This window comes from Nitrobacter winogradskyi Nb-255 (assembly GCF_000012725.1).
Taxonomy (GTDB): Bacteria; Pseudomonadota; Alphaproteobacteria; order Rhizobiales; family Xanthobacteraceae; genus Nitrobacter; species Nitrobacter winogradskyi.
Map to the genome: position 1 here is coordinate 1,317,201 of NC_007406.1, position 25,299 is coordinate 1,342,499.

General features: G+C 58.9%; 16 protein-coding genes. 4 read left to right on the top strand and 12 right to left on the bottom strand.

The window, feature by feature from the left end; genetic code table 11:
- Positions 1-302: 302 nt before the first annotated feature.
- Genes treZ through NWI_RS06245 form a run of 5 tightly spaced genes read right to left on the bottom strand, consistent with a single transcriptional unit; the run spans position 303 to position 11,573 of the window.
- On the bottom strand, positions 303-2,087 hold the full coding sequence (treZ, locus tag NWI_RS06225) for a malto-oligosyltrehalose trehalohydrolase (RefSeq protein WP_011314496.1): 1,785 nt from the start codon (positions 2,085-2,087) through the stop codon (positions 303-305).
- A complete protein-coding gene (gene glgX, locus NWI_RS06230; protein WP_041344862.1) occupies positions 2,084-4,159 on the bottom strand; it encodes a glycogen debranching protein GlgX in 2,076 nt (691 codons plus the stop codon). Before glgX ends, treZ begins: the two co-directional genes overlap by 4 nt.
- Positions 4,159-6,309, bottom strand: a complete 2,151-nt coding sequence (gene glgB, locus NWI_RS06235) for a 1,4-alpha-glucan branching protein GlgB (protein WP_011314498.1) — start codon at positions 6,307-6,309, stop codon at positions 4,159-4,161. The genes glgX and glgB overlap by 1 nt, the downstream gene beginning before the upstream one ends.
- Positions 6,306-9,590, bottom strand: a complete 3,285-nt coding sequence (treS, locus tag NWI_RS06240) for a maltose alpha-D-glucosyltransferase (protein ID WP_011314499.1) — start codon at positions 9,588-9,590, stop codon at positions 6,306-6,308. The genes glgB and treS overlap by 4 nt, the downstream gene beginning before the upstream one ends.
- A gap of 9 nt (positions 9,591-9,599) precedes the next feature.
- Positions 9,600-11,573, bottom strand: a complete 1,974-nt coding sequence (locus tag NWI_RS06245; protein WP_011314500.1) for an alpha-1,4-glucan--maltose-1-phosphate maltosyltransferase — start codon at positions 11,571-11,573, stop codon at positions 9,600-9,602.
- A 153-nt stretch (positions 11,574-11,726) separates the two neighbouring features.
- On the opposite strand from NWI_RS06245, the gene malQ reads away from it, so the two are divergent.
- On the top strand, positions 11,727-13,694 hold the full coding sequence (gene malQ / locus NWI_RS06250; protein ID WP_041344863.1) for a 4-alpha-glucanotransferase: 1,968 nt from the start codon (positions 11,727-11,729) through the stop codon (positions 13,692-13,694).
- A 72-nt stretch (positions 13,695-13,766) separates the two neighbouring features.
- Here the strand turns inward: malQ and NWI_RS06255 are convergent, their stop codons facing one another.
- The 3 genes from NWI_RS06255 to NWI_RS06265 all read right to left on the bottom strand — a co-directional run bounded on the left by NWI_RS06255 (position 13,767) and on the right by NWI_RS06265 (position 17,068).
- Positions 13,767-14,279 (bottom strand): TIGR02281 family clan AA aspartic protease, encoded by a 513-nt coding sequence (locus tag NWI_RS06255; RefSeq protein ID WP_011314502.1) that lies wholly within the window; start codon positions 14,277-14,279, stop codon positions 13,767-13,769.
- A gap of 138 nt (positions 14,280-14,417) precedes the next feature.
- Positions 14,418-16,028, bottom strand: a complete 1,611-nt coding sequence (locus tag NWI_RS06260; protein ID WP_011314503.1) for a sensor histidine kinase — start codon at positions 16,026-16,028, stop codon at positions 14,418-14,420.
- Positions 16,029-16,198: 170 nt separating this feature from the next.
- Positions 16,199-17,068: an NAD(P)-dependent oxidoreductase gene (locus tag NWI_RS06265; protein ID WP_011314504.1), complete on the bottom strand. Its 870-nt coding sequence runs from the start codon at positions 17,066-17,068 to the stop codon at positions 16,199-16,201.
- Between the two features lie 218 nt (positions 17,069-17,286).
- Between NWI_RS06265 and NWI_RS06270 the strand changes: the two genes are divergently transcribed.
- From NWI_RS06270 to NWI_RS06280, 3 genes are all read left to right on the top strand, one after another.
- Positions 17,287-17,676: a VOC family protein gene (locus tag NWI_RS06270; protein WP_011314505.1), complete on the top strand. Its 390-nt coding sequence runs from the start codon at positions 17,287-17,289 to the stop codon at positions 17,674-17,676.
- Between the two features lie 151 nt (positions 17,677-17,827).
- Positions 17,828-18,967: an Mrp/NBP35 family ATP-binding protein gene (locus NWI_RS06275; RefSeq protein ID WP_011314506.1), complete on the top strand. Its 1,140-nt coding sequence runs from the start codon at positions 17,828-17,830 to the stop codon at positions 18,965-18,967.
- A gap of 296 nt (positions 18,968-19,263) precedes the next feature.
- Complete coding sequence (locus NWI_RS06280) at positions 19,264-20,352, top strand: TRAP transporter substrate-binding protein (protein ID WP_011314507.1); 1,089 nt, start codon at positions 19,264-19,266, stop codon at positions 20,350-20,352.
- A 257-nt stretch (positions 20,353-20,609) separates the two neighbouring features.
- Here NWI_RS06280 and NWI_RS06290 read toward each other — a convergent pair whose 3' ends face one another.
- The 4 genes from NWI_RS06290 to NWI_RS06305 form a co-directional block, all read right to left on the bottom strand.
- On the bottom strand, positions 20,610-22,220 hold the full coding sequence (locus NWI_RS06290) for a TRAP transporter large permease (RefSeq protein WP_011314508.1): 1,611 nt from the start codon (positions 22,218-22,220) through the stop codon (positions 20,610-20,612).
- Positions 22,217-22,756 (bottom strand): TRAP transporter small permease subunit, encoded by a 540-nt coding sequence (locus NWI_RS06295; RefSeq protein ID WP_011314509.1) that lies wholly within the window; start codon positions 22,754-22,756, stop codon positions 22,217-22,219. Before NWI_RS06295 ends, NWI_RS06290 begins: the two co-directional genes overlap by 4 nt.
- 498 nt (positions 22,757-23,254) lie before the next feature.
- The gene (gene moaA, locus NWI_RS06300; RefSeq protein WP_011314510.1) at positions 23,255-24,286 is read right to left on the bottom strand and encodes a GTP 3',8-cyclase MoaA; all 1,032 of its coding nucleotides are present in this window, start codon (positions 24,284-24,286) and stop codon (positions 23,255-23,257) included.
- Between the two features lie 258 nt (positions 24,287-24,544).
- A complete protein-coding gene (locus NWI_RS06305) occupies positions 24,545-25,222 on the bottom strand; it encodes an HAD-IA family hydrolase (RefSeq protein ID WP_011314511.1) in 678 nt (225 codons plus the stop codon).
- Positions 25,223-25,299 lie beyond the last annotated feature (77 nt).

The following is a 25,299-nucleotide window of genomic DNA, read 5'->3' on the forward strand; positions in this document are numbered from 1 at the left end:
ACCCAGTTTGCGCCACTTAGAGCGTTTTTAAGCGAAGTGGATACCGGTTCGCGTGAAGAAAATGCGTCAAACAAGGTTACAGAGCCTCGCTTCTGATTCCATCAGAAGCGAAAAGGCTCGAGCGTGAGTGATGCCTTTTGCAGTTCAGTATCGATTTAGCTTTTGCGGAGTTCAGTTTGAGGCGTGATTATATCGTTTTGCTCCGTATTTGGAACCGTTGTCCGCCGCTGAGGTCGGGTTGGGGCGGTGAGCCATAGGGCATCATAAAAAACGACATCGAACTGAGCTGCAGGCGATTAGTTTTATGCGGAATGCCGCTGCTCCTCAGGTCGCTCCAGAGACCAGAATACCGACCATGCCGGCAGGCGCACCGGGACCTCTCCTCCCCAGATCGGTCGTCCCTGCATCGGAGACGTGTCATCCGTCACATTGTGATCCGAAATATTGGCGCGAAGGTGCAACCGCGCGTCGTTGCCCAGCGTCCAGCGTGCGATCAGTAGACGATCGTCCTGGCGAAGATCGGCGGATGCGAATTTTGCGTTGCCGAGGTGGGGCATGAGTTCATCCCTGCGAATCCGCAACAGCCGTTTGACCAGGACATGACGCGGCGGGCGCTTGCCTTGGTCGGGCCAGTCAAGAACCGCCGCCTCGAATGTGGAGAGCGCGAGGGGATCAGGCACTTCGTCGCCGAACATGTCGTAGGCTTCAGCGAATTCTCTCCGGCGGCCTGCTCGCACAGCGTCGGCGAGGTCGCCTTTGAAGTCGCAGAAGAACGGGAAGGGCGTGGTCGCTCCCCATTCCTCGCCCATGAACATCAGCGGCGGCATCGGCGCGAGCAACGTGATCGCAAGAGCGGCTTCGATGGCACGGGCGTCAGCGGACCATTCGAGGCGGTCGCCCAGCGCGCGGTTGCCGATCTGATCGTGGTTTTGAAGGAAGTTCACGAAAGCGGCCGGGGGCAGCCCCCCGATCCGTTCACCACGAGCCCGTCCGCCGCGATGAGCGGAGGGCTCGCCCTGATAGGCGAATCCCGCATGCAGCGTTCGCGCGAGAAGATGGCGTGGATTGTCGGCGTAATCTCCATAATAGCCGTGGCTTTCCTGAGTGAGCATGACATGCCAGGCGTGATGGTAGTCGTCATTCCACTGGGCGCGATACTTCCCCCCCGGCACACCTGAGGAAGGATCGAGAAGGCTTGCGCGGTTATCGTCATTCTCAAGCACAAGGTGAATGTGGCGTCTGTCTTGTCGCGCCAGAATTCCGATAGCTCGGCTGATATCGGCCAAGATGGGTGGCTCGCCCGTCTCCGGGATGGCATGCACCGCGTCGAGGCGAAGACCGTCAAATCGATAATTGGAGAGCCAGTGAAGCGCATTATTGACAGCGAAGGCGCGAACCTCGGGGACGCGGTAGTCGATCGCTGCTCCCCAGGGCGTCTTCGCATCACAGAAGAACTGCGGTGCATAGCGCGCCAGATAATTTCCCTCTGGCCCGAAGTGGTTGTAGACGACGTCGAGAAAAACCATCAGGCCACGCAGATGAGCTTGATCGATTAACTCTTTCAGATCGTCCGGCGTGCCGTATACATGATCCGGCGCATACCACAGCGCACCATCATAACCCCAATTTCGCGTTCCCGAGAAGTCCGCGAGCGGCATCAACTCGATGGCGGTGATCCCGGTCGACACCAGATGATCGAGTTTGTCGATCATGGCACGATAAGTGCCCTCGGGCGTGAAGGCGCCGACATGGCATTCCAGGATGACCGTCTCATGCCAGGGCCGTCCGCGCCAGCCGATTGCCTTCCAGCGAAAACGGCGGTGGTCGACAAGTTCGCTCCGGCCGAACACATCATCGCGTTGATAGGACGACGCTGGGTCCGGCACGTCCAGCTCGTCATCAATCCGGTAGTGATAGCGGGTTCCGGCCTGCGCCGTCGTCACCTCCGCGACGAACCAGCCGCTACCGTCCTTCTCCATCCTATGTGCGGTATCGGTAACAACGGCCACTTTGGAGGCCGCAGGCGCCCATAGCCGGAACGTCGCGCCCTCTGGCGTGAGAGCAGGACCGAAGCGGCTGGCGCTCATCGCTGGCCTGCGAACGCGATAACGCTGCGGGGCGGGGCTTGCATCGTCGTGTTAGGGTGGCGTGGAACGCCATCGACATCGTCGTCCGTTGTGTGAAGTACAATTGACCATGTCTTGTATTCTTCCAGGTTTGGAATCCTGAACTCGATGGGATCAGGCGCGGCGTTGAGAACGACGTAAAGCGCCTGCTCATGTGACTCCACGGGGCCGAGCACGTAGGAGAGAAACCTGCCTTCGGGGAAATTCCAGTCGGCCTCTGTCATCTCGTTGCCCTCCGGCGTGAGCCATAGGACGCTGTAGGAACCGTTTATCCCTTTCGCCGTCACCCATTGGCGTGATCTGATCTGCGCAAAGCGCCTTCTGATCGCGGTAAGATGTCCGACAAAGTCGGTCATGTCGTTTTCCCTATCGCCAAGATCGCTCCAATCGATCCAGCCGATTTCGTTGTCCTGGCAATAGGCATTATTATTCCCGCTCTGGCTGTTGCCGACCTCGTCGCCCGCAAGAAGAAGCGGAATACCTTGAGCCAGCAGCAGACACGCGAGCTGGTTCTTGCGGAGCTGTCGGCGGAGCGAAAGGATTGCAGGATCGTCAGTCGGTCCTTCGTGGCCGCAATTGTTGCTGAGATTATCATTGGAGCCGTCACGATTGTCCTCGCCATTGGCCTCATTGTGCTTCTCGTTATAAGAAAACAGATCCGCCAGGGTGAAGCCGTCATGGACGGTGACGTGATTGACGCCGGCGCGTGGGGCGCGGTCGTCGTGATTGAAAAGGTCAGATGATCCCGTCATACGACGGCTGACATCGCCGATCAGGTTTCCTTCACCGGCCCAGTAACGTCGCATCGTGCTCCGATACCGGTCATTCCACTCCGACCATTGCGAAGGAAAGCCGCCGACCTGATAGCCGCCGGGGCCGACATCCCATGGTTCTGCGACCAGCTTGACGTTAGCGAGAACCGGATCCTGCCGGATCGCATTAAAGAAAGCGCTGTTGCGATCGAAGCCGTGGGCGCCTCGCGCCAGCGTGCTTGCGAGATCAAAGCGGAAGCCATCGATGTGACAGACCTCGACCCAATAGCGCAGCGAATCCATCACCATCTGCAGCACGCGCGGATGGGTCAGGTTCAGCGAGTTTCCGGTCCCTGTGAAGTCGTCGTAGTAGCGGGGATCATCCGGCATCAGCCAATAGTAGGAGGCGTTGTCGATGCCGCGGAATGACAGCGTCGGGCCGAGATGATTTCCCTCCGCCGTATGATTGTAGACGACGTCGAGCATGATCTCGAAGCCGGCGTCATGAAGGCGAGCCACGGTCATGCGAAACTCGTCCAGCGCCGCGCCTTTCGCGTAGCGCTGTTCCGGCGCGAAGAACGAAAGGGAGTTGTATCCCCAGTAGTTGCTCAGCTTCCGCTCGACCAGATGGCGATCGTCGACAAAGCCGTGAACCGGCAGAAGCTCAATCGTCGTGACGCCGAGGCGCCGGAGGTGATCGATCATGGCCGGAGCGGCCAACGCGCCGTAAGTGCCACGGAGCTCTGGCGCAATATCCATGCGCGTCTTGGTCAGACCTTTGACGTGAGCCTCATAGATGATCGTTTCTTCCCAGGTAGCGTTGGGCCGCGGTTCACGTCTTCCCCAATTGAACGTCTCGTCGATGACGGTGGCTTTTGGCATGGCGCGGGCGTTGTCGCGTCTGTCGAAGGACAAATCCTCACGCGGACTTCCGGCGCGGTAGGCGAAATGTGCGTCGCTCCATACCAATCGCCCGCTGATCTTTTTCGCGTAGGGATCGAGCAGAAGTTTGTGAGGGTTGAACCGATGCCCGTGTTGAGGATCGTAGGGACCATAGACACGATAGCCGTAGAGCTGTCCCGGCGCGACATCGTTCAGATAGCAGTGCCAAATGTTTTCAGTGTGCTCGGGGAGGGCGATGCGCTCGATCTCCCTGCGTCCCTTGCTGTCGAACAGGCATAGCTCAACCTTTTCCGCATGCGCGGAAAAGAGCGCAAAGTTCGTTCCCCGGCCGTCCCAGGTCGAACCAAGCCGGACGTGTGTGCCCTCCGAGACTCTCATCATGCCGCTTCCGGAACCAGAAAGATCACCCCAAGAGGCGGCAATGTCAGGACGAGTTCAGGAATGATCTCCCCGGAGGTCTCGATCGCGCCATCGTTTCCGACGTTGCTTCCACCATAATGAGCGGAGTCGGTATTGAGCGCTTCGCGCCACCGGCCGGTGAAAGGAACGCGTACGCGATAGTCGCGATGGATGGTCGGTGTGAGATTTGCGATTACGAGGCAGCGCGCCCGTCCGCTTGCGCCCTTCCGCATCCAGGCGAAGACGCTGTGATCTGCGTCGTTGGCTACGATCCATTCGAATCCGGCTGGGTCGCAATCGAATTCGTGCAATGCAGGCACCTCGCGATAGAGTTTGTTGAGATCTCGGACCACGGCCTGGACTCCTTGGTGACGGGCTTGATCGAGAAGGTGCCAGTCGAGCGCATGGTCGTGGTTCCATTCGCGTTCCTGACCGAACTCCGCCCCCATGAACATCAGCTTCTTGCCGGGATGACCGAACATGAAAGCGTAGTAGGCGCGCAAGTTCGCGAACCGCTGCCAATCGTCGCCCGGCATTCGGCCGAGAATTGAGCGTTTTCCGTGCACTACCTCGTCATGCGAGAGCGGGAGAATGAAGTTCTCCGAGAAGGCATAGTGCAGCCCGAACAGGATCTGATCATGGTGGTGCTTGCGGTGAATCGGATCCTTTTCAAAATAGCTCAACGTGTCGTGCATCCAGCCCATGTTCCATTTGTAGCCGAACCCTAAACCACCGAATTCGATCGGTCGCGATACCTGGGGCCAGGCTGTCGATTCTTCCGCCACCGTTGTGGCGTTCGGAAACCGGCCAAACACCTCTCTATTAAATCGGCGAAGAAACTCGATGGCTTCGAGATTCTCCCGGCCGCCGTGCTTGTTCGGAATCCATCCGCCTTCCGGACGGCTGTAATCCAGATAGAGCATCGACGCGACGGCATCGACGCGAAGGCCATCGATGCCGTACCGATCGAGCCAGAACAGTGCATTGGCGACGAGGAAATTGACAACTTCGGTGCGGCCATAGTTGTAGATCAGGGTATCCCAATCGAGATGACGGCCCTGTAATGGATTGGCGTGTTCGTACAGCGACGTTCCGTCAAACCGGCCGAGCCCGTGCGGGTCATCGGGAAAATGGCCGGGCACCCAGTCCAGCAAGAGACCAAGACCCTCGCGATGGCAGGCATCGATCAGATGTGCGAAATCTTCGGGCGATCCGAAGCGGCTGGTCGGGGCGTAAAGGCCAGTCGGCTGATATCCCCAGGATCCGTCGAACGGATGCTCGTTCACCGGCATCAGCTCGATATGAGTGAAACCGAGCTCTCGCACATAGTCCGGCAGGGTTTCGGCCAGCTCGCGATAGGATAGCCAGCGATTACCGTCGCTACGGCGCCATGACCCGAGATGAACTTCATAGATCGAGATCGGCACGCCGCGTGCATTGATCGTGGCGGCGAGCGGAGTCGGGCGCGGCAGCCTCGCCTGGTCGAATATGATCGACGCCGTGTTCGGTCGCACCTCGGCCGCGAACGCCATCGGATCGGATTTCAGCGGAAGCAGGGAGCCATCCTGAGCCGTGATCGCGAACTTGTAGCGATCGCCCGCCCGCGCACCGGGGATGAACAGTTCCCAATATCCGTTACCGCGCACGCGCATAGGATGTCGGCGTCGATCCCAGAAGTTGAAATCACCGACAACCGCCACGGCTCGCGCGTTCGGCGCGAGCACGACGAACCCTGCTCCGTCCACGCCTTCCATCGCCATGGGATGAGCGCCCAGCTTGTCGTAGATCCGCTGGTGCGTGCCTTCGCCAAGCAGATAGAGGTCGAAATCATCTAAGATAGGGGGAAAGCGATAAGGATCCTCCAGTTCAACCAGATCGGCGCCATACCTGGCGCGAAGACGATAGCGCTCCGCCCGGTCCGGCAGGTCGCCAAGGAAAAGCCCGGCGTCATGAATGCGCGTCAAGATGATCTCTTCGCCCGTCTCATCAATAAGGCGAACTTCCGACGCATCGGGGAGATAGACGCGAACCACCTTGCGATCCGTCTCGCGATGACAGCCAAGATAGTGAAAGGGATCGGAATGCCGCCCTTCAACGATGGCGCGCGCTTCCGAGGACAGTTCTGTCATGCACGATCTCGTTTATCGTTGCGCAGTACCCGTAATGCGCCATCCAGCGCGACACGTAGCCAATCCGGCCGATGCGCCAACTCGTAGTCGATCTCATAAAGGGCCTTCTCGAGCAGGAAAAATCGCAGCATCCCTTCGCTCTCGTCGTTATCCTGCGGCCATAGTCGAGAATCGGACATTGCTTCACGATAGGCGATCAGAAAAGTCTGCGTCGCCTCGTCGCGCCATGCTGATAAGGCCTCTGCCAGTCGTCCATCGTCGTCCACCTCGGTTTTCAGAACGCGTTGTTGCGCCGAGGTCACGGAATAATCGATGGATCTGATCAGCCCTGCGACGTCACGAGCCGCCGGCGCCTTCATGCGCCGCTCAGAAAGACTTCGCCGCGGTTCGCCTTCGAAGTCGATAATAAAGACGTCGTCGCGAACGACGAGAACCTGTCCGAGATGAAAGTCACCGTGATGCCGAATACTGTACATCTGAATCGATGACGGCAGCAGCCCGGCGAGTAAACCATGCAGGGCTGGACGGAGACTCTGGATCTCTTCGACGAGAATCCGATCCGATTCCGAAAGCCTGGCTTGAGCCAGGCGGTCAAACGTCTTCTCCGCGCGTGCCGTAAGGCGATCGATAAAATGCGCGACATCCGACGCGTTTACTGGCTCGGGACGAAAATCCTCGATATCACCACGGCTGGCCAGCGCCACATGCATCTCCGCGACACGCTTGCCGAGCTGCATCATGTAGCGCTGATAGGCTGCTTTCTCCTCAAGCGCCGGAGCGGTATCGATCGCGCCGACAAGCCGTTGCTCGTCGATGAAACGGTCCAGCGCGGCGCTGCTGATGGTCCATGCGTCCCCCTGGTTGCCGACGAAAGCATGGACAATAGCGACGGCGGCATGGACATCAGGTCCCGTCAGTTCGACGCTGCCGAGCAAGGCGGGCGTATTGGCATATCCGGCCACATCAGTCAGAAAACGTCCCACCTCCACTTCAGGATTGATGCCATTCTCAAGCTTTCGGTAAAGCTTGACCACAAACTTCTGATCCACCAGCGCCGTGCTGTTCGACTGTTCGGTTTGAACCGGTCTCACGTTCTCGATCGGTTCCTCCGTGATCGAGGCCAGCCGCTCCGTGGGAATGTAAGAGATCTGTAAGTTACCTCCCTCGAAGGTCGCACGTTGACGCAGACCTTCGATGATGCCCGTGATCAGGCCGCTCTCATAGGCGGCGTCGATCAGCGTTCCCTCCCGCGAGCCTTGCCGCACAGCGGCAACGTTTCTAGCGTCATAGTTCTTGCGATCGAGCCGATCCCACCTGATTTGGATCGGCATCGCATATCGCCCTGTCTGTCCGCGATGGGTGACGTCGAAGATCGACAGCCATGGCCTTGAAACCTGGTCTTTCGTGAGCGGTATCGCCGCCGGCACGCGCGCGGTGATTGCGCCGGCGGATCGCTCGGGGAACCAGCGCGAGCGGGCGAGATGAGATGGCAGAACATCACGCTCGAAGATCGAGCGTGTCCGCGCCAGCGACATCCAGGTCGCACCCTGGGGCACGACGAGCGTCTCATAGTCCGGCACGATCACGGCAGCGACGTTCGGAGACGGTGGCTTTTCATTCAGGCGGAACCAGTAGAATCCATAGGGTGCGAGCGTGATCAGGTACGGAAGTTCGCCAATATCGGGAAAGGTCGTCCGTCCCAGCATTTCAAGAGGCGAGCGGCCTTTCCAATGCGATAGATCGAGTTCGGAAGCCTGCGCGGATCGCGACAGATTGGCGACGCAGAGTACGGCCTCGTCGCCATGCTGCCTCAGATAAGCGAGAACGCTGCGATTCGACGAACGAACGAAGGCCATCGTTCCCCGGCCGAAAACGTGACTGGATTTTCGCACCGAAATCAGCTTCTTCATCCAGCTCAGTAATGAGGACAGACTTCGCGATTGCGATTCGACATTCACGGACTCATAGCCGTAGACGGCGTCCATGACGGGAGGCGCATAAAGCCGCGCGGGATCGCATCGAGAAAATCCACCGTTGCGATCCGAAGTCCATTGCATCGGAGTGCGTACGCCGTTGCGGTCGCCCAGGTAGATGTTGTCACCCATTCCGATCTCGTCGCCGTAGTAGATGATCGGCGTTCCCGGAAGCGACATCAACAATGAGTTCATCAGCTCGATCTTGCGGCGGTCGTTATCCATCAACGGAGCGAGGCGGCGCCGAATGCCGAGGTTGATGCGCGCACGAGGATCCGCTGCATAGGTCGACCATAGATAGTCGCGCTCGATATCGGTCACCATTTCGAGCGTCAGCTCGTCATGGTTTCGTAGAAACATCGCCCATTGACAGTTGTCGGGAATGTCGGGCGTCTGCCTCAGAATGTCTGTGATCGGAAAGCGGTCTTCCTGGGCGATCGCCATGTAGATGCGCGGCATCAAGGGGAAGTGATAGGCCATGTGGCACTCATCGCCGTCCCCGAAATAGAACTGAACATCCTCCGGCCATTGGTTGGCCTCGGCGAGAAGAACCTTTCCCTTGGCGTAAGAATCAAGCGCTGCTCGGATATGTTTGATCACCGCATGGGTTTCGGGAAGATTCTCGTTGTTGGTTCCCTCGCGCTCGCAAAGATACGGAATTGCATCCAGTCGAAACCCGTCGACGCCAGTGTCGAGCCATCTTTTCATCACCTGAATGACAGCTCTGACGACGCGAGGGTTGTCGAAGTTCAGGTCTGGTTGATGACTGAAGAAGCGATGCCAATAGTAGGCGTTGGCTTCGGAATCCCAGGCCCAGTTTGATTTCTCGGTGTCGGTGAAGATGATCCGGGTTCCCTGATACTTCTTGTCTGTGTTGCTCCAGACATACCAGTTGCGCGCGCTTGATCCGGCAGGACTTCGCTGGGCACGTTTGAACCATCTGTGCTGATCGGACGTATGATTGATCACGAGCTCGGTAATCACGCGCAGGCCGCGTCGTTTTGCTTCCGAGATGAATCGGCGAAAGTCCTTCATGGTGCCGAAATCGGGATTGACAGAGCCGTAATCCGCAATGTCGTATCCGTCGTCGCGCCCCGGCGATGGATAGAACGGCAACAGCCACAGCGCGGTGACGCCGAGTTCCTGAAGGTAGTCGAGCTTGTTGGTGAGACCGACGAAGTCACCGATTCCGTCGTTGTTGCTGTCGGCGAATGCCTTGACGTGAAGCTGATAGATAATAGCGTCCTTGTACCAGAGATCGTCGGTCTGGACGTATCTATCAGCATCGATATGCGACATTTCATTCATAATCGAGCCTCACGCCAGACATCGAAACAACAGCGCGGGATCGCGTAATGGATCGATCCTCAGGCGAACGCCGCCCCATTCAATGGCGTGACGTTCGCAGGTCATGAGGTTCTCGAGTGCGACGGGAGGTCCTGATCCGTCCGCGGTCTCTACCCGAATTGAATCAAGCGGCAGCCAGAACTCACAGCTTTCACGCGAAAGCGTGATGGCGACGACGATCGTGTTGTGACCCTCGGCGGATTGCTTGGCAAAAGCGATGATCTGATCGTTGTCGATCGGAATAAATATCAGATTTCTGGTCTGTAGAAGTGCTGGATTGGCACGTCGTGCCCGATTAAGAGCCGCGATGTAGGATTTGATGTTTCCGGAGGCGTCCCAGTCGCGGACTTTGATCTCGTACTTTTCGGAGTTGAGGTATTCTTCCCGCCCTGGGATCGCCTCATGCTCCAGAAGCTCAAATCCGTTATAGATTCCGTAGTTGCTCGACAGCGTTGCAGCCAGGGCGACCCGAGACTTGAACATCCAAGGCTCGCCACCTTGCAGATGATAGGGAAGGATGTCCGGCGTGCTGACGAAAAAGTTCGGCCGATAGTAGTCTCGTTCGGGATATCCGGTCAGTTCGTTGAGATACGATTCTATCTCCCACCTCCGGGTTCGCCAGGTAAAGTAAGTATACGATTGCGTGAAGCCTAGCTTGGCGAGACCCTTCATGACCTTGGGACGGGTGAACGCTTCGGCGAGGAAGATGACGCCCGGGTCTTTCGCTTGAACTTCATGGATCAACCATTCCCAGAAGTTGAGCGGTTTGGTGTGCGGATTATCGATCCGAAAGATGCGCACGCCCTGATTGACCCAGAACAGGATAACGTCGCGAAGCGCGTTCCACAGTGAACCAGCGTCCTCACAACCAAAATCAGGATTGACAATATCCTCGTACTTTTTGGGAGGGTTTTCCGCATAACGCATCGAACCATCCGGACGCCGCTTGAACCAGTCTGGGTGCTGGGTGAGCCATGGATGATCGGGCGAACATTGCACAGCGATATCGAGTGCGACCTCCATACTATGAGTCTTGCAGGCGGCGATCAGTTCGCGGAAGTCGTCGAAGCTGCCGAGGTCGGGATGAATCGCATCGTGCCCACCTTCCGGGGAGCCGATGGCGTAAGGGCTTCCGGGGTCACCTTCGGCGGCTATCAACGCATTGTTGCGACCCTTCCGGTTGGCCTTACCGATGGGATGAATCGGAGTGAAGTAAAGGACATCAAATCCCATCGCCGCGATATCGGGCAGCCGGGCCATGCAATCCCGGAAGGTGCCGTGCTGGCCGGGAACGGTGCTCTGGCTCCGAGGCACCATCTCGTACCAAGCACCTGCGACGGCGAGGGAGCGATCGATTGTCAGCGGGTAGAGCCGCGAGCGCGTGAGATCGGACCGGACGCAGCCTTCGGCCATGGCGCTCGTCAGTTCCGGCACGAGCAGGCTTGAGGGATCCCCCCTATGAAGAAAGTCTTCGCATTGACGGAGGATGATCGCTGTCGCCTCCTTGCCGCCATACTGCGCGCGCGTCAGCAGCGCGGCCCCTTCGAGCGCATCGAGGGCGACATCCTGGCCAGCCTTCTGCTTAAGTTCGAAATCACGCTTCCATGTAGCGAATTCGTCGGTCCAGGCCTCGATGGCGTAGACGTAGCGCCCTGGCTCGGCCGGCTTGAAACTGCCGAACCAGCGATCATTGTCGTGCAGGGTCATCGCCGACCGTTTCCAATCACGATCCTGCTCACGCCGCCAGATCAATTGCGCGGCGATGACATCGTGCCCGCTACGGAATATGTCCGCCCAGACATCCACCGTGTCGCCAGCAAGGCGCTTGACGGGGAAGCGTCCGGCGTCAATGCAAGGATAAACATCTTCGATATGAAACGCGCCGGCGGTTGCGCCTTCTTCGCCTGCACGCAAAGGCATGTTTTTCTGCGTCGATACGGACATTGATGCGCCGCGCTAACCTGCTGGATGGAATGAAGGACCCGCGAAAACAACCTCGGCGTCGCAAGAAAGTTCCCGGCGGAACCGCCAGTTTGCTTCCGAGTTTGTTCCTCTGTGAGGAGCCTGGCACCAATGCCCTCAGGTTCAGGGTCGGGGATGACTATCCATTCAAAAGCGCAAGATCTGGGCATCAACCTGGACTTTGTTGACGGACTCGGCCGCCACCATCTCCTGGATGATGTTCGGTTGCGTCCCATTGTTGATGGTCTACCATCGCCTCCGCACCATCGTTTCCTAAAACATCCCGTGGTCATCGTTACCAATGCGGACGATTTTAGCGTGCCGGTCGGAGCAGAGGCGAACGGCGTTTTCTGGCGGCTCGTGGAAGGTCACACGGTGCTCGCCCAAGGATACATTTCTTCGGCAAGGATAGATCTCCCGCGCTGGATATCGGTCGGCACTTATCGGCTGGAACTCGAAAGCGAGAAGGGCGGCATTCTCGATTCGGTTCCGGTTCTGGTCACGCCCGAAAGGGCCTATCAAGGCTCATTCGAGCGCGTATGGATCCTGTCCGTTCAACTGTACGCGCTGACATCGTCGCGCAACTGGGGCATTGGTGACTTCACAGATCTGGTATCGCTGATCGAACTCACCTCGGATTGGGGCTGCCATGGCATCGGTCTCAATCCGCTCCATGCTCTGTTCGATGATCGTCCACTAGAATGCAGTCCCTATGCGCCGAATAGCCGCCTGTTTCTCAATCCGCTTTATGTCGATCCCGAGCGGGTGCCGAATTGTTCGCGCGTGTGGCTAAAACGACAGCGTGAACAACTCGATCGGGTCCGGGAGGGCGAACTCGTCGATTACGCGGCCGTCGCCGAACTGAAATTCGCAGCGTTCCGGCATGCGTTTTCGAGGTTTCGACGTGATCACGCGGCGCAGGCCGAGTTCGACCTCTTCAGGGAGGAGAGAGGCCAACTGTTGAAACGATATGCCTGCTTCGAGGTGTTGCGGCGCCAGTTTGGTCCATCGCCCTGGTGGTCGTGGCCCGACGAGTGGCGCCGTCCGACTGACGCCGGGATTCAAGCCATATCCAGCGGCTCACGGCGCGAGGAAGTGAAGTTCGTCGAGTTCATGCAATGGTGCGCAGCGTCCCAACTACAGTCATGCGCCGATCTTGCCGCCGAACGGGGCATGACGGTCGGGCTCTATCTGGATGTCGCCGTCGGTGTGCAGGCCGGCGGATTCGACGCCTGGAATGAGCAGACCTCCATTTCGCGCGCGCTGTCGGTTGGGGCGCCGCCTGATCAACTCAACACGGCGGGGCAGGATTGGGGATTGGCGGGATTCAATGCCGCTGGCCTAGAGGCGAGCGACTTCGCACCGTTTCGAGAGATGCTGCGCGCTTCCATGCGTTTCGCCGGAGCCATACGGTTGGATCATGTGTTCGGTCTCAGCCGCCTCTACCTGATACCGGCCGGCGGATCGCCTTTGCAGGGAGCATATGTAAAGATGCCGCTGCAGGCCCTGCTCGGCGTTATCGCGCAAGAGAGCGTCAGCCAGCGTTGCATCATCATCGGCGAGGATCTCGGAACGGTACCGGATGGCTTTCGTGAAAAACTCGCTGATTGGGGTGTGTGGTCCTACAAAGTGATGATGTTTGAACGCGGCAACGATGGTGCTTTCATCGAAGCGTCAAAATATGCCGAGAACGCGCTCGTTACTTTCACGACGCATGACCTTGCATCCTTCGCCGGCTGGCAAACGCATTCTGACCTCAGGGTCAAACGCGAGCTTGGGATCGAGCCCGGCGAAACGGATGCGGAGCGGACGGATGCGCGCCATGCATTCGAGTGGAAGCTCGGCGAAGAACACATCGCAGTGAAGAATTTTATCGGAGCCGTGGAGTTTCTTGCGCGAACGCCGTCCCGTATTCTCGCGATCGCGCTCGACGATTTGATCGAACTGCGGGATCAACCGAATATTCCAGGTACGTTGAATGAGCATCCCAACTGGCGGAGACGGACTCCAGTCAGGTTGGAAGATTTAGGCGGATGCATTGACCTCGACGCGCTTCGACACGCGCTCCGTGGCCGCTGCAACAGCGTTCACGATAATCCATGATGGTTCAATAACGCGGCCATGCTCCGGAATGGCGAGCATGGAGTGGTGGGAACAACAACGAACCGCAGCGGCTCAGGGATAGCCGTGCAGCATCAATCGGTCTGCCCGAACTTCCCAGCTCTCGAGCCGGTTGAGAAAGCTCATTCCCAGAAGGTTGGCTTTCATCTGGCCGCGCGGAACCACGAGCGCAGGCACGGATCGTTCGACAAGCTTCCCGACCGCGAGTTTGTCGAGCGTCAGGCGCGCGGCGCGCGCTCGCCCGCCGGCGGTCTCGACATCGACATCGTACTTCAGCAATTCCAGCGGTAAGCCGGCAGCCTTCGCTGTTTCATAGGTGAGGACGACGGACGTTGCGCCGGTGTCAATGATCATCGGCGTCTTCACACCGTTGATCTTTGCATGCAGCGTAAAATCGCCGCTCTGTGTCCGAGGTATCTGAACGCTCCGTGGAGGACCCGCGGCGGCCTCGCGCAGCATCGTCGACACCAGATTTCCAGCGGCTGAGATTCGGGCAGGATCTCCATAGGCGACGACCGCCCCGGCGGTCGCGGCCAGCATCCCAATCACAAGGAGAATGCGGATCACGACGCACCCGCGACGTTGTGGGTTGATCCCGGAGGCGAGCAACTTTGCGAGCTGCTGCGCGCGGCGCTTTCATACTCATTCGCGGTCATGAAACCACCTCGTTTGCGTTCGTACGCCTCGCAGTCCCTTGGCCCGGTATCATACTCTAAGACCAGTACCAGCATTCATGATCGGTTTATTCCGCAGGCGGCGTCTCTCGTCGGCTGTGTGATCGTCGGCTTGGGCGGGCTGAAGCGGCGGACCTTCCTCCGCCATGGGCGCCAGAGCAGACATCACACGTTCCGGCGGAAAGGTGACGATCACCTCCGTGCCAACGCGTAGCTTTGATCTCAGCGTGAACGTGCCGCCGTGCATGTCGATCAGGCTCTTAGCGATCGGCAGACCGAGGCCGGCGCCTTGCTCCGCGGATTTGATCGAGTTCGATCCCTGTCCGAACGACGCGAGCACAATCGGAATCTCGTCTTCCGCGATTCCCGAGCCGTTGTCCTTCACACTGAGATACTGTCCGCCTGAAGCCGTCCAGCCAACCTTCAGCCAGATCTCTCCACCTTGTGGCGTGAACTTGATCGCATTCGACAACAGATTGAGGACGATCTGGCGCGTGGCCCGCTCGTCACCCCAGATTCGAGGCATGCCTTGTTCGAATATCTCATGAATGGTGATGCCGCGGTTGGAGGCCCGCAGTTTCAGCAAATGGTGACATTCGGTCACGACATGGACCAGAGATACGGCTTCTTCGTTGAGTTCGTAGCGGCCGGCCTCGATCCGCGACAGGTCGAGTATCTCGTTGATCAGGTTCAGGAGGTGAACGCCGGAGTTGTGAATGTCCGCCGAATAGGTCTTGTAAACCGCAACCGCGTGCTCGCCGAAAATCTCGCTCTTCATGACCTCGGAAAACCCGAGTATGGCATTCAGCGGCGTCCGCAGTTCGTGACTCATCTGAGCCAGAAACCGCGACTTTGCGACGTTGGCTGATTCCGCGCGGTGCCGCGCTTCGTCCGAGATCGCCTTGGCCTGCTCGAGTTCGCCGATCAGGGCGTCCTTTTCCGCCCGCGCTTCGAGCGTCGCCAGCGTCGTGGAATGCAGGCGATGCGCGAGCAATGCGAAGAAACCTTCCGCAGTCAGCGTCAGGATCGCGAGGATATAGTTGTTGAAGCTGCCGCCCATCGCGAACTTGAATGCGATGGCCGAGGTCACGGGGGCGGTTGCGGCAAAGGCGGCAATCGGCAGACTGGCTGAGAGCATGCTCGATACCGCCACGACGAGCAGCATCAGAAACATCATCAGGGTGTTCGTGACCGGATCCGAGCCGGCAGGATGCACCAGAATCGTCGTCCAGCAGAGGCCGTACAGAAGATCGAACAGAATGAAACGCGCGCGCCATTTGCGCGTGCTGGTGGCCGACGATGGCTCCTTGAGATAACCCTTGCAGTTGTAGATGATGACGGTGTGAATGCAGAGCATTCCGAACGTCCATGCCGCGGCGGCGGCGGGCGCCATCCAGAAGCCGAAGAGCACGCCTGTCGCAACCAAAAGCAGCATCACGACAAAGGATGCCGACAGTCGTGTTTGCGCATATTGTCGGAGCAGTTCGTGATCGAACGCTGGCCGGGTTCCGCTGGTGGAAGTCAGGCGGTCGCGCGCCTCCCGGACCCGCTGCGTGGTGGCGCGACGGTGACGTGCGGATGGTACAATCGCGGGAGCGACCGGAAGCTCGACGACTTCAGGTTTATCGGCGGGGGTACTCATCAACCAGACACAAATCCTGCACGCGGCCGCACGAGTTGTTACTGGTTCATTTCTCGCGCCAAATCCTTAAGGGCTGCCTTAAAAAGCAGGATTATTCGGTTAACGGAGCGCTAATTCCTTATCGTTACCACGGCGATCGACCGGGGCAGGGACCGCAAATTTACCAGACGTTAACGTTCGAGACGCGCCAGAAGGCTGGATGTATCCCAGCGGGGTCCGCCCATCTTTTCGACTTCCGCGTAGAAGGCATCCACGAGGCTGGTGACCGGCAGGCTCGCGCCGTTGCGGCGGGCCTCGGAAATGCAGATCGAAAGGTCCTTGCGCATCCATTCGACCGCGAAGCCGAAATCGAACCTGCCTTCGCTCATCGTCTTGAAGCGGTTCTCCATCTGCCACGATTGCGCAGCGCCCTTCGAGATCACTTCGACGACAGCATTGACGTCGAGCCCGGCCTTTTTGGCGAAGTGGATGCCTTCCGACAATCCCTCGATGAGACCGGCAATGCAGATCTGATTGACCATCTTGGTCAATTGACCGGCGCCCGCGGGGCCGAGCCGTTTGCACATCCTGGCATAGGCCGCGACGATCGGTTCGGCGCGGGTATAGGCGTCCTCCGCTCCGCCGCACATCACGGTCAGAAGGCCGTTCTCGGCGCCGGCCTGGCCCCCGGAGACCGGGGCGTCCACAAAGCCGAAACCGCGCCGGGTCGCTTCGGCGTCAAGCTCGCGTGCGACCTGAGCGGAAGCGGTCGTATGATCGACGAAGACGGCCCCCGGCTTCATCCCGGCAAAGGCGCCACCTGCGCCGATTGTGACCGCACGCAGGTCGTCGTCGTTGCCGACGCAGGCCATCACGAAATCCTGGCCTTCGGCAGCCGATTCCGGCGTCGCCGCGGTTCGTCCGCCGAACTTCTCGGCCCATGCGTCGGCCTTGGCCGGCGTTCGATTGAACACGGTCACCTCGTGGCCGCCTTTTGCGACGAGGTGTCCTGCCATGGGAAATCCCATGACGCCGAGACCGAGAAATGCGACTTTAGCCATGCTCGAGCCTTGTCCGAAATCCTGAGGAATCGCTGATTTAGAAGTGGATGAGCGCGTCATGATGACTATAGCGTTTCCGCGCGAAGTGGATACCTGGTTTGCGTGAAGAAAACGCTTCAGATCAAGATCTGAGAGCCCGGCCCTTGATTCCATCGGAAGCGAAGAGGATCTAGAGTTGGGTGGACGAACTTCTGGGGCGTGACAAGGGAGCGCGCGACATGAGCGTTGGGATGCTCGATCATTTCAATATCCGGACCCGCAAACTTGCCGAGACGGTCCGGTTTTACGAGGAGGTTCTCGGCCTGACGAAGGGGGATCGGCCTGATTTCGCATTTCCGGGCGCGTGGCTCTATAGCGAGGGAAAGCCGGTGGTTCACCTCGTCGACATCGCTCCGACATCCGAGCCGCAAAAGCCGGATTCCGGTGTCGTTCATCACATCGCCTTTGCAAGCCGTGATTACAGGGGCATGAAACAGCGGCTTGAGGCCAAGGGATTTGCGTTCAAGGCTCGCGAGGTCCCCGGCGGTCACATCTGGCAGATTTTCGTCAGCGATCCGAACGGCGTCTTGATCGAACTCAACTATGACGCTGCCGCCGAGGGGGGTTGACTTCCAAGTCCCGACTGGATTGCTACGACTTTGCATCCCCGCCCGTTGCCCAAGGTCCGTCACCTGGATTTTCTACGGACAGCGGACCGGTTGCGGGGTCTGTCATGTCCAACCTGTTGTTGGATAAAGTGCGGATATCCGGAGAAGCGCCTTGAACGTAACACCGCAGCAAGTTCTCGACCGGCTGGCCGGTGTGCTTTCTCCCAGCGGTGTGGCGCTTACCGCCGCCGGGGTACTGTCGGAAATCGCCATCAACGGCGACAAGGTATTCTTCTCTATCAGCGTCGAGGCGGAAGAGAGCAAGTCCTGGGAAGAGGTTCGCGTCAACGCCCAGGCGGCCGTGCGCGCGATTCCGGGAGTGTCGGCTGTGATGGTCGCTCTAACGGCCGAGCGCAAGCCTGACCGCGCCACGGCAGGTTTGCCGCCAGGGTCCGAGCAAGGGATTCCGCACGTGTCGACACGCCGATCGCCACAACATCCGGCCTCCGGTTCGCCGATGGCGCGGCAGGCCGATATTCCCGGAGTTGCCGCCGTTGTCGCCGTTGCGTCAGGCAAGGGCGGTGTCGGCAAGTCGACCACCGCGCTCAATCTGGCGCTGGGGCTGCGGGATTCCGGTTTGCGTGTCGGTCTGCTCGATGCGGATATCTATGGACCCTCGATTCCGCGACTGACCGGTATTCGCGAAAAGCCGCGATTGACGGACGACAAGAAGATAGTGCCGATCGAGCGGTTTGGCCTTGCCATCATGTCGGTGGGCTTTCTCATCGAAGAAGAAAGTGCGGTGATCTGGCGCGGTCCGATGGTGACCTCCGCGATCCGGCAGATGCTGCGAGATGTGGTCTGGGGCGATCTCGACGTTCTGGTCGTGGACATGCCGCCGGGGACCGGTGATGCTCAACTGACGCTGGCCCAGAATGTGCCGCTCAAAGGAGCCGTCATCGTTTCGACGCCGCAGGATCTGTCGTTGATCGACGCAAGGCGCGGACTGGCCATGTTCAGAAAAGTCAACGTGCCGGTTTTCGGCATTATCGAAAATATGAGTTTCTTTCAGTGTCCGCATTGTGGGGGGCGAAGCGACATCTTTGGCCATGGGGGCGCGCGACACGAGGCGGAGAGGCTGGGAGTTCCGTTTCTGGGCGAAGTCCCGCTTCACATGTCGATCCGCGAGACCTCCGATTCCGGTGATCCTGTGGTCGAGAGCGAACCTGACGGGCCGCATGCCGCGATCTATCGCGCGATGGCCGCAAGCATTCGCAATCGGCTTCAGGACGCGACGCCTAAGGTTCGATGATCTCATTCCGTGATTTGCATTGCGTCACGGCACGAGACTTGCGAATCTTAGAATCAGGTATCACTACAGCATGATCCCGAAAGGTGGATACCGGTTTTCGGAGAAGATCATGCTCAAACAGCAAGATAAGCGACGAGTCTGATTCAACACAGTGGAAACAGCCTTTAGTAGAAGTTTCCAGTCTGGGGTTTGACCTTCACTCGTGGGTTCGCTTGCAAGACAAGCAGCGAAGGTCAAGCTCGCTCCGCCATAGCCTTCGCTGGAAGCTCAATAAGGATCGTCATAAGGGGTGGGTCATGAAACGTCGTGATTTTTTGAAAGGATCGGCAGCCGGGGCCGCCGTCTCGGCCGTGGCCTCGCCGGCGATCGCTCAATCGGCGCCCGAGATCAAATGGCGCATGACGTCAAGCTTTCCCAAATCGCTCGACACGATCTACGGCACGGCCGCGGTCTTTGCAAAGCAGGTCGCGGAAATGACCGACAACAAATTCCAGATCCAGCTGTTCGCGGCAGGAGAGGTCGTTCCCGCGTTGCAGGCGCTCGATGCGACGGCCAACAATACGGTCGAGATGAGTCACACCGCTTCGTACTATTATGTCGGAAAGGATCCCACCTTCGCGATCTTCGCGTCAGTTCCGTTCGGGCTCAATGCGCGTCAGCAGAATTCCTGGCTGTTTCAGGGCGGCGGCAATGAGCTTGCAGACGAGTTCTTCAAGAAATTCGGCGTTGTCGGGCTTCCCTGCGGCAACACCGGCACACAGATGGGCGGTTGGTTCCGCAAGGAGATCAAGACCGTGGCCGATCTGTCGGGCCTGAAGATGCGGATCGGCGGCATTGCCGGTCAGGTCTTGCAGAAGGTCGGCGTGATACCGCAGCAGCTTGCCGGGGGCGACGTTTATCCTTCGCTTGAGAAAGGTACGATCGACGCGGCCGAATGGGTCGGTCCATACGACGATGAGAAGCTGGGTCTCCAGAAGGTCGCCAAGTATTATTATTATCCAGGTTTTTGGGAGGGCGGGCCGACGCTCCATGCGTTCTGCAATCTCGAGAAGTGGAACACGTTGCCAAAGACCTATCAGGCGATACTGGTGAACGCGGCGAACACGGCCAACACCTGGATGACGGCTCGCTATGACATGCAGAATCCGACCGCCCTCAAGCGGCTCGTCGCAGGTGGCACGCAACTCAGGCCGTTCAGTCACGACGTTCTCGACGCTTGCCTGAAAGCCACGAACGAGTTGTGGGGCGAGATTTCGGCAAATAATGCGGACTTCAAGAAAGTGATCGATGCGATGCAGGCCTATCGGTCGGACGAATATTTGTGGTGGCAGGTGGCGGAATATACCTACGACACCTTCATGATTCGATCACGGACGCGGGGCTGATTGCATTCTGACGTCCCGCGTCATTTGCGTTTCAGTTTCGCAAGAACGTCATGCGCTCCCGCCCCGACATGCGGGATCGCGAGGAACCAAATGAGCGAGCGGAACTGAACCTGGGCGAGTGTTTTTCGCTTCCGAGCGCATCAGAAGCCTGGATCAGGATCATTGCCTTGACGCGTTTCTTCACGCCAACCGATCCTCGATCTCAGAGGCAAGCTCGAGGATATGCTTCACTCGAAGCTGTATTTTTGATGACGTAACTATTGCCGATTGGTCGGTACCGGACCGAAATCGAGTGGCGCGACATCGATCATCGGAACCTCGATCTTGATATTGTCGAGGTCGACGGTTGTCGATTTGCCAAGCAGACCTGTCACTGTCGCGGGGAACGCGATCACGAGAATGACCATGATGATCTGCAATCCAATCCATGGCACCGCGCCCCAGTAAATGTCTGAACTCTTGACCTCTCGCGGGGCGACGCCGCGCAGGTAGAACAGCGCAAAACCGAATGGAGGGTGGAGGAACGAGGTCTGCATGTTGACGCAGATCATGACGCCGAACCAGATCAGCGCTGCGTCTGCGCCGACGACGGGAGCGAGAACTTTCTGGGCCACCGGAGCGAGCATCGGTAGAATGATGAAGGCAATCTCGAAGAAATCGAGGAAGAACGCCAGGAAGAAGATGAACGCGTTGATGAAGATGAGAAAACCCCATACGCCGCCCGGCAGCGATGTCAGCAGATGCTCCAGCCATTCACCGCCGGAGACTCCGAGAAACACCACCGAGAAGCAGGTCGAACCGATCAGAATGAAGGTCACCATGGTGGTGAGGCGCATTGTCGATTGATAGCCCTGCCGGATGAGGTCGCGAAGTCCGGGGATGCGGACGGCCTCCAGACAAATCCACACCACCGCGAGATAGGTAACGGCGAATGCGATCTTGAAGACCAATCCCTCAGCCACGAAAATTCCGACGAGCGTTCCGATGCCGCCGGTGATGGCGCCGATGATCAGGAGTTTTCGGCCGGTACTGCTGAAATCCTTGTGGTGAATGGTCGCCAGCACGATCGCGCCGACGGCGCCCATCGCGCCTGCTTCCGTGGGTGTCGCAAGCCCCAGCATCATGGTGCCTAGCACGACGAAGATCAGGACGGCGGAGGGAATGATGCCCATCAGGCACTTGCGCCAAAGCGGCCAGCCGGTGAGCGTGCGAAATTCCTTTGGCACCGGGGGGACGTGATCGGGCTTGAAGATACCGAGCAGGAAAGTGTATCCGGCGAACAGCATGATCTGGAACAGCGACGGTCCCCAGGCGCCGAGATACATGTCGCCGACCGATTTCCCGAGTTGATCGGCCAGGACGATCAGCACCAGGGAGGGCGGAACGAGTTGAGTGATGGTGCCGGATGCCGCCAGCACGCCCGTGACGTAGCGAATGTTGTAGCCGTAGCGCATCATCACGGGCATCGAGATCAGCGCCATGGCGATCACCTGCGCGGCGACCGTGCCGGTGATGGCGCCGAGGATGAATCCGACAAGGATGACCGAATATCCGAGACCGCCGCGGATGGGTCCAAACAGTTGGCCCATCGAGTCGAGCATGTCTTCCGCGAGGCCGCAGCGCTCGAGTACCGATCCCATGAACGTGAAAAAAGGAATCGCGAGCAGCAGCTCGTTCGATAGCACGCCTCCGAACACGCGCCCCGGTATGGCCTGAAGGAAATTAAGGTCGAAGAAGCCAAGATGGATCGCAAGGAATCCGAACGAGAGCCCCACCGCGGCCAGCGTGAAGGCGACGGGAAAACCGATCAACATCGCCAGAACCAGGCCGCCGAACATCATTGGCGGCATCATTTCCAGCGTAATCATTGAGTCGGTCTCTCGTAGGTTGCCTGGATCGTGACAAGGCCCTGTAGCGCCGCTATCCGCTTGATCACTTCCGAGATCCCCTGAATCGCGAGCATGACGAATCCGAGCGGGACGACGAGCTTGATCGGCCAGCGAACGAGACCGCCGGCATTTCCGGATACTTCGCCGATTGCATAAGACTGCATGAAGAAAGGCCAGGACAGGTAGCTGAGCAACAGGCAGGCAGGAATGAGAAAGAAGAGGGTCCCGATGAGATCCAGCCAGAGCCTGCCGCGATCGGACAGGATCAGATAGAAAATCTCGACCCGAACGTGTTCATTGCGTTTGAAGGTGTAGGATGCGCCGAACATCACGAGGATGGCGAACATGTACCATTGCAGTTCGAGCCAGCTGTTCGAACTGTAGCCGAACGCATATCGGATCATTGCATTGCCGGCGCTCACCAGCACGGCAAGCAGCACAAGGATGTTGCATACGTACCCGACCTTTTCGTTGAGCCGGTCGATGGCTGTGCTGAGGGCCAGTAACAGACGCATCAATTCCTCCTGGCGACAGCCGATCGCGACTGCTGAAGCCGACTCAGAGCCCTAGAGCGTTTTCAAGCGAAGCATGTCTGGCCGCTTGTCCCAGAGTGTGAAATACAGCGACCCGTCAGACGCTGGCTACATGAAGATCGTCGCACCATTCCAATGCTACGTCGCCGCCGTCAACCGGGCCTTGATGTTTTGGGGTATGGCGGATCGCCGGGCTATTATGGCGTTGTCGAGCGAAGCACGGGTTTGACCTGAGGACGGATGATGGTCCGGTTCGCCTGACCACGACGCCCGGTCCGGATCATAAGTCCTGCTTTTGATTCGGCGGGAAGCCGAAAGGCTCCAGGAAAGCAGGCCCTCAATGGAAGCCTCGAGGCCGCTATTGCAGGCATGGGAGATCCGGGACCGAGCCAATCCCTCGCATGATGAATTGCCGATTTCATCGGCCGGTTGCGCCGGCATTCGCCTCAGCTGCGGCAGAACGGGCAATGTCAGAATTCGTTATCCGCCGGTTACGCTCATGTGGCGGCTTACGCTCGGGCGGTTGTGACGGTCGATGATAAAATCGTGGCCCTTCGGCTTGAGGCCGATGGCGCGATCGATCGTCTCATATAGCAACTCGTCGGTGGGCGATGCGCGGAGCGGCCGGCGCAGATCGGAAGCGTCTTCGTGTCCGAGGCAGGTATGCAGGGTGCCCGTGCAGGTGATGCGGACGCGGTTGCAGGATTCGCAGAAATTATGGGTCATCGGCGTGATGAAACCCAGCTTGCCGCCGGTCTCGCTGACCCTAACGTAGCGGGCGGGACCGCCCGTACTGTCATCGAGGTCGGTGAGGGTGTATTGACCTTCGAGCCGCGCGCGCAGCATGGAGAGCGGCAGATATTGATCGGCGCGGGATGCGCCGATATCGCCCATCGGCATGACCTCGATGAGCGTCAGCGCCATGTCTCGACTGTGCGCCCATTCCATCAGGGATGGAATTTCATCCTCGTTCAGGTTTTTGAGCGCGACCGCATTGATCTTGACGGCGAGACCCGCGGCCTGCGCGGCGTCAATGCCTGCCATGACCTTCTGGATGTCGCCCCAGCGCGTGATCTCGCGAAACCTGGCGGGGTCGAGCGTATCGAGCGACACGTTGATCCGTTTTACGCCGCAGTCCTTAAGCTCATTGGCGAAGCGAACCAGTTGCGATCCGTTTGTCGTGAGCGTCAGCTCTTTCAGCGCTCCCGACTGGAGATGGCGAGACAAGGAACGGATCAGCGACATCACGTTGCGGCGGACCAGCGGCTCGCCGCCTGTCAGCCGCAGCTTGCGCACGCCCTTGGCGATGAATGCCGAGCACAGACGATCAAGCTCCTCCAGCGTGAGCAGATCCGCCTTCGGCAAGAAAGTCATGTCCTCGGACATGCAATAAAAGCAGCGAAGGTCGCAGCGATCCGTGACGGACACGCGCAAATAGCTGATGTTTCGGCCGAACGGGTCGACCATTTTCCGGGAGCCCGAAGTCTCGGCGGGGGCAGAACAACCGGTCATTTAACTAGCCTTGTTGCAACGGCGTAAGAGGTATTTGTTTCTTTTCTAATGTAAGCGCGTTCTGGCCGGGGCACAATGTGCCGGTTCTGCTGCGGTGCGCAAGAAATCCATGAAGATTAACACGCGAGCAAAGCCAAGAATGGGCGCGCGATCGTCGATGCGTGGCGAACCGCCGCACCCGTCGCTTCGCAGGGGCGGGAGAAGTTCCGCTCCTGGCATTCCTTTGCATTTCGCGGCCCGCCTGATCCGGGCCATGAATCAGCCGGCTGCGTTCAGCGTGGCGGCTTGCAGTGCGGCGATAGCCTCCGGCAGCTCCCTCATGTGGCTTATCACGCGATCGGGTTTGAGTTCTGCGACCGGGACTTCTGTATAGCCGAACGTGACCCCGATAACGGGAATACCGGCCCGGCGCGCCACTCCGATGTCGGGACCCGCATCGCCGACCATGATGGCGGCCCGCGGGTTTCCGCCCGCGCGGGCGATGGTTTGCCGCAGGATCGCGGGATCCGGCTTGGCCACGCCGAAGGTGTCACCTCCGCAGATTGCGGAAAACCGCGGACTCAATCCCAGCTGGTCGAGCAGCAGCTTGGCAAGCGCTTCCAGCTTGTTGGTGCAGACCGCGAAACGGAATCCCCGCGCCGACAGCTCGTCGAGCGCCTCGATAAGTCCTTCAAACGGCCGGGATTCGTCGGCGATATGGGCCGTATAGTAGTCCACGAAGTCGCCCATCATCCGCGTGACCTCATCGGGCGTCGCGGAGCGATCCTCATGCTCCAGGCCGCGTTCGATCATGCGGCGAACCCCCGCACCGATCATCGAGCGGGCTGTCGGCAACGACACCTTGCGCAGGCCTTCGCGATCCAGAACGAAGTTGAGTGCGGCGGCGAGATCGGGCGCGGTATCGACCAGCGTCCCGTCGAGGTCGAACACGACCATGGGGGGAGGGGAGGATATCATGATGCTGGATCGGTATCCGCCTCCCGCCGGACATGCAAGGGTGAAGTGCGGATATG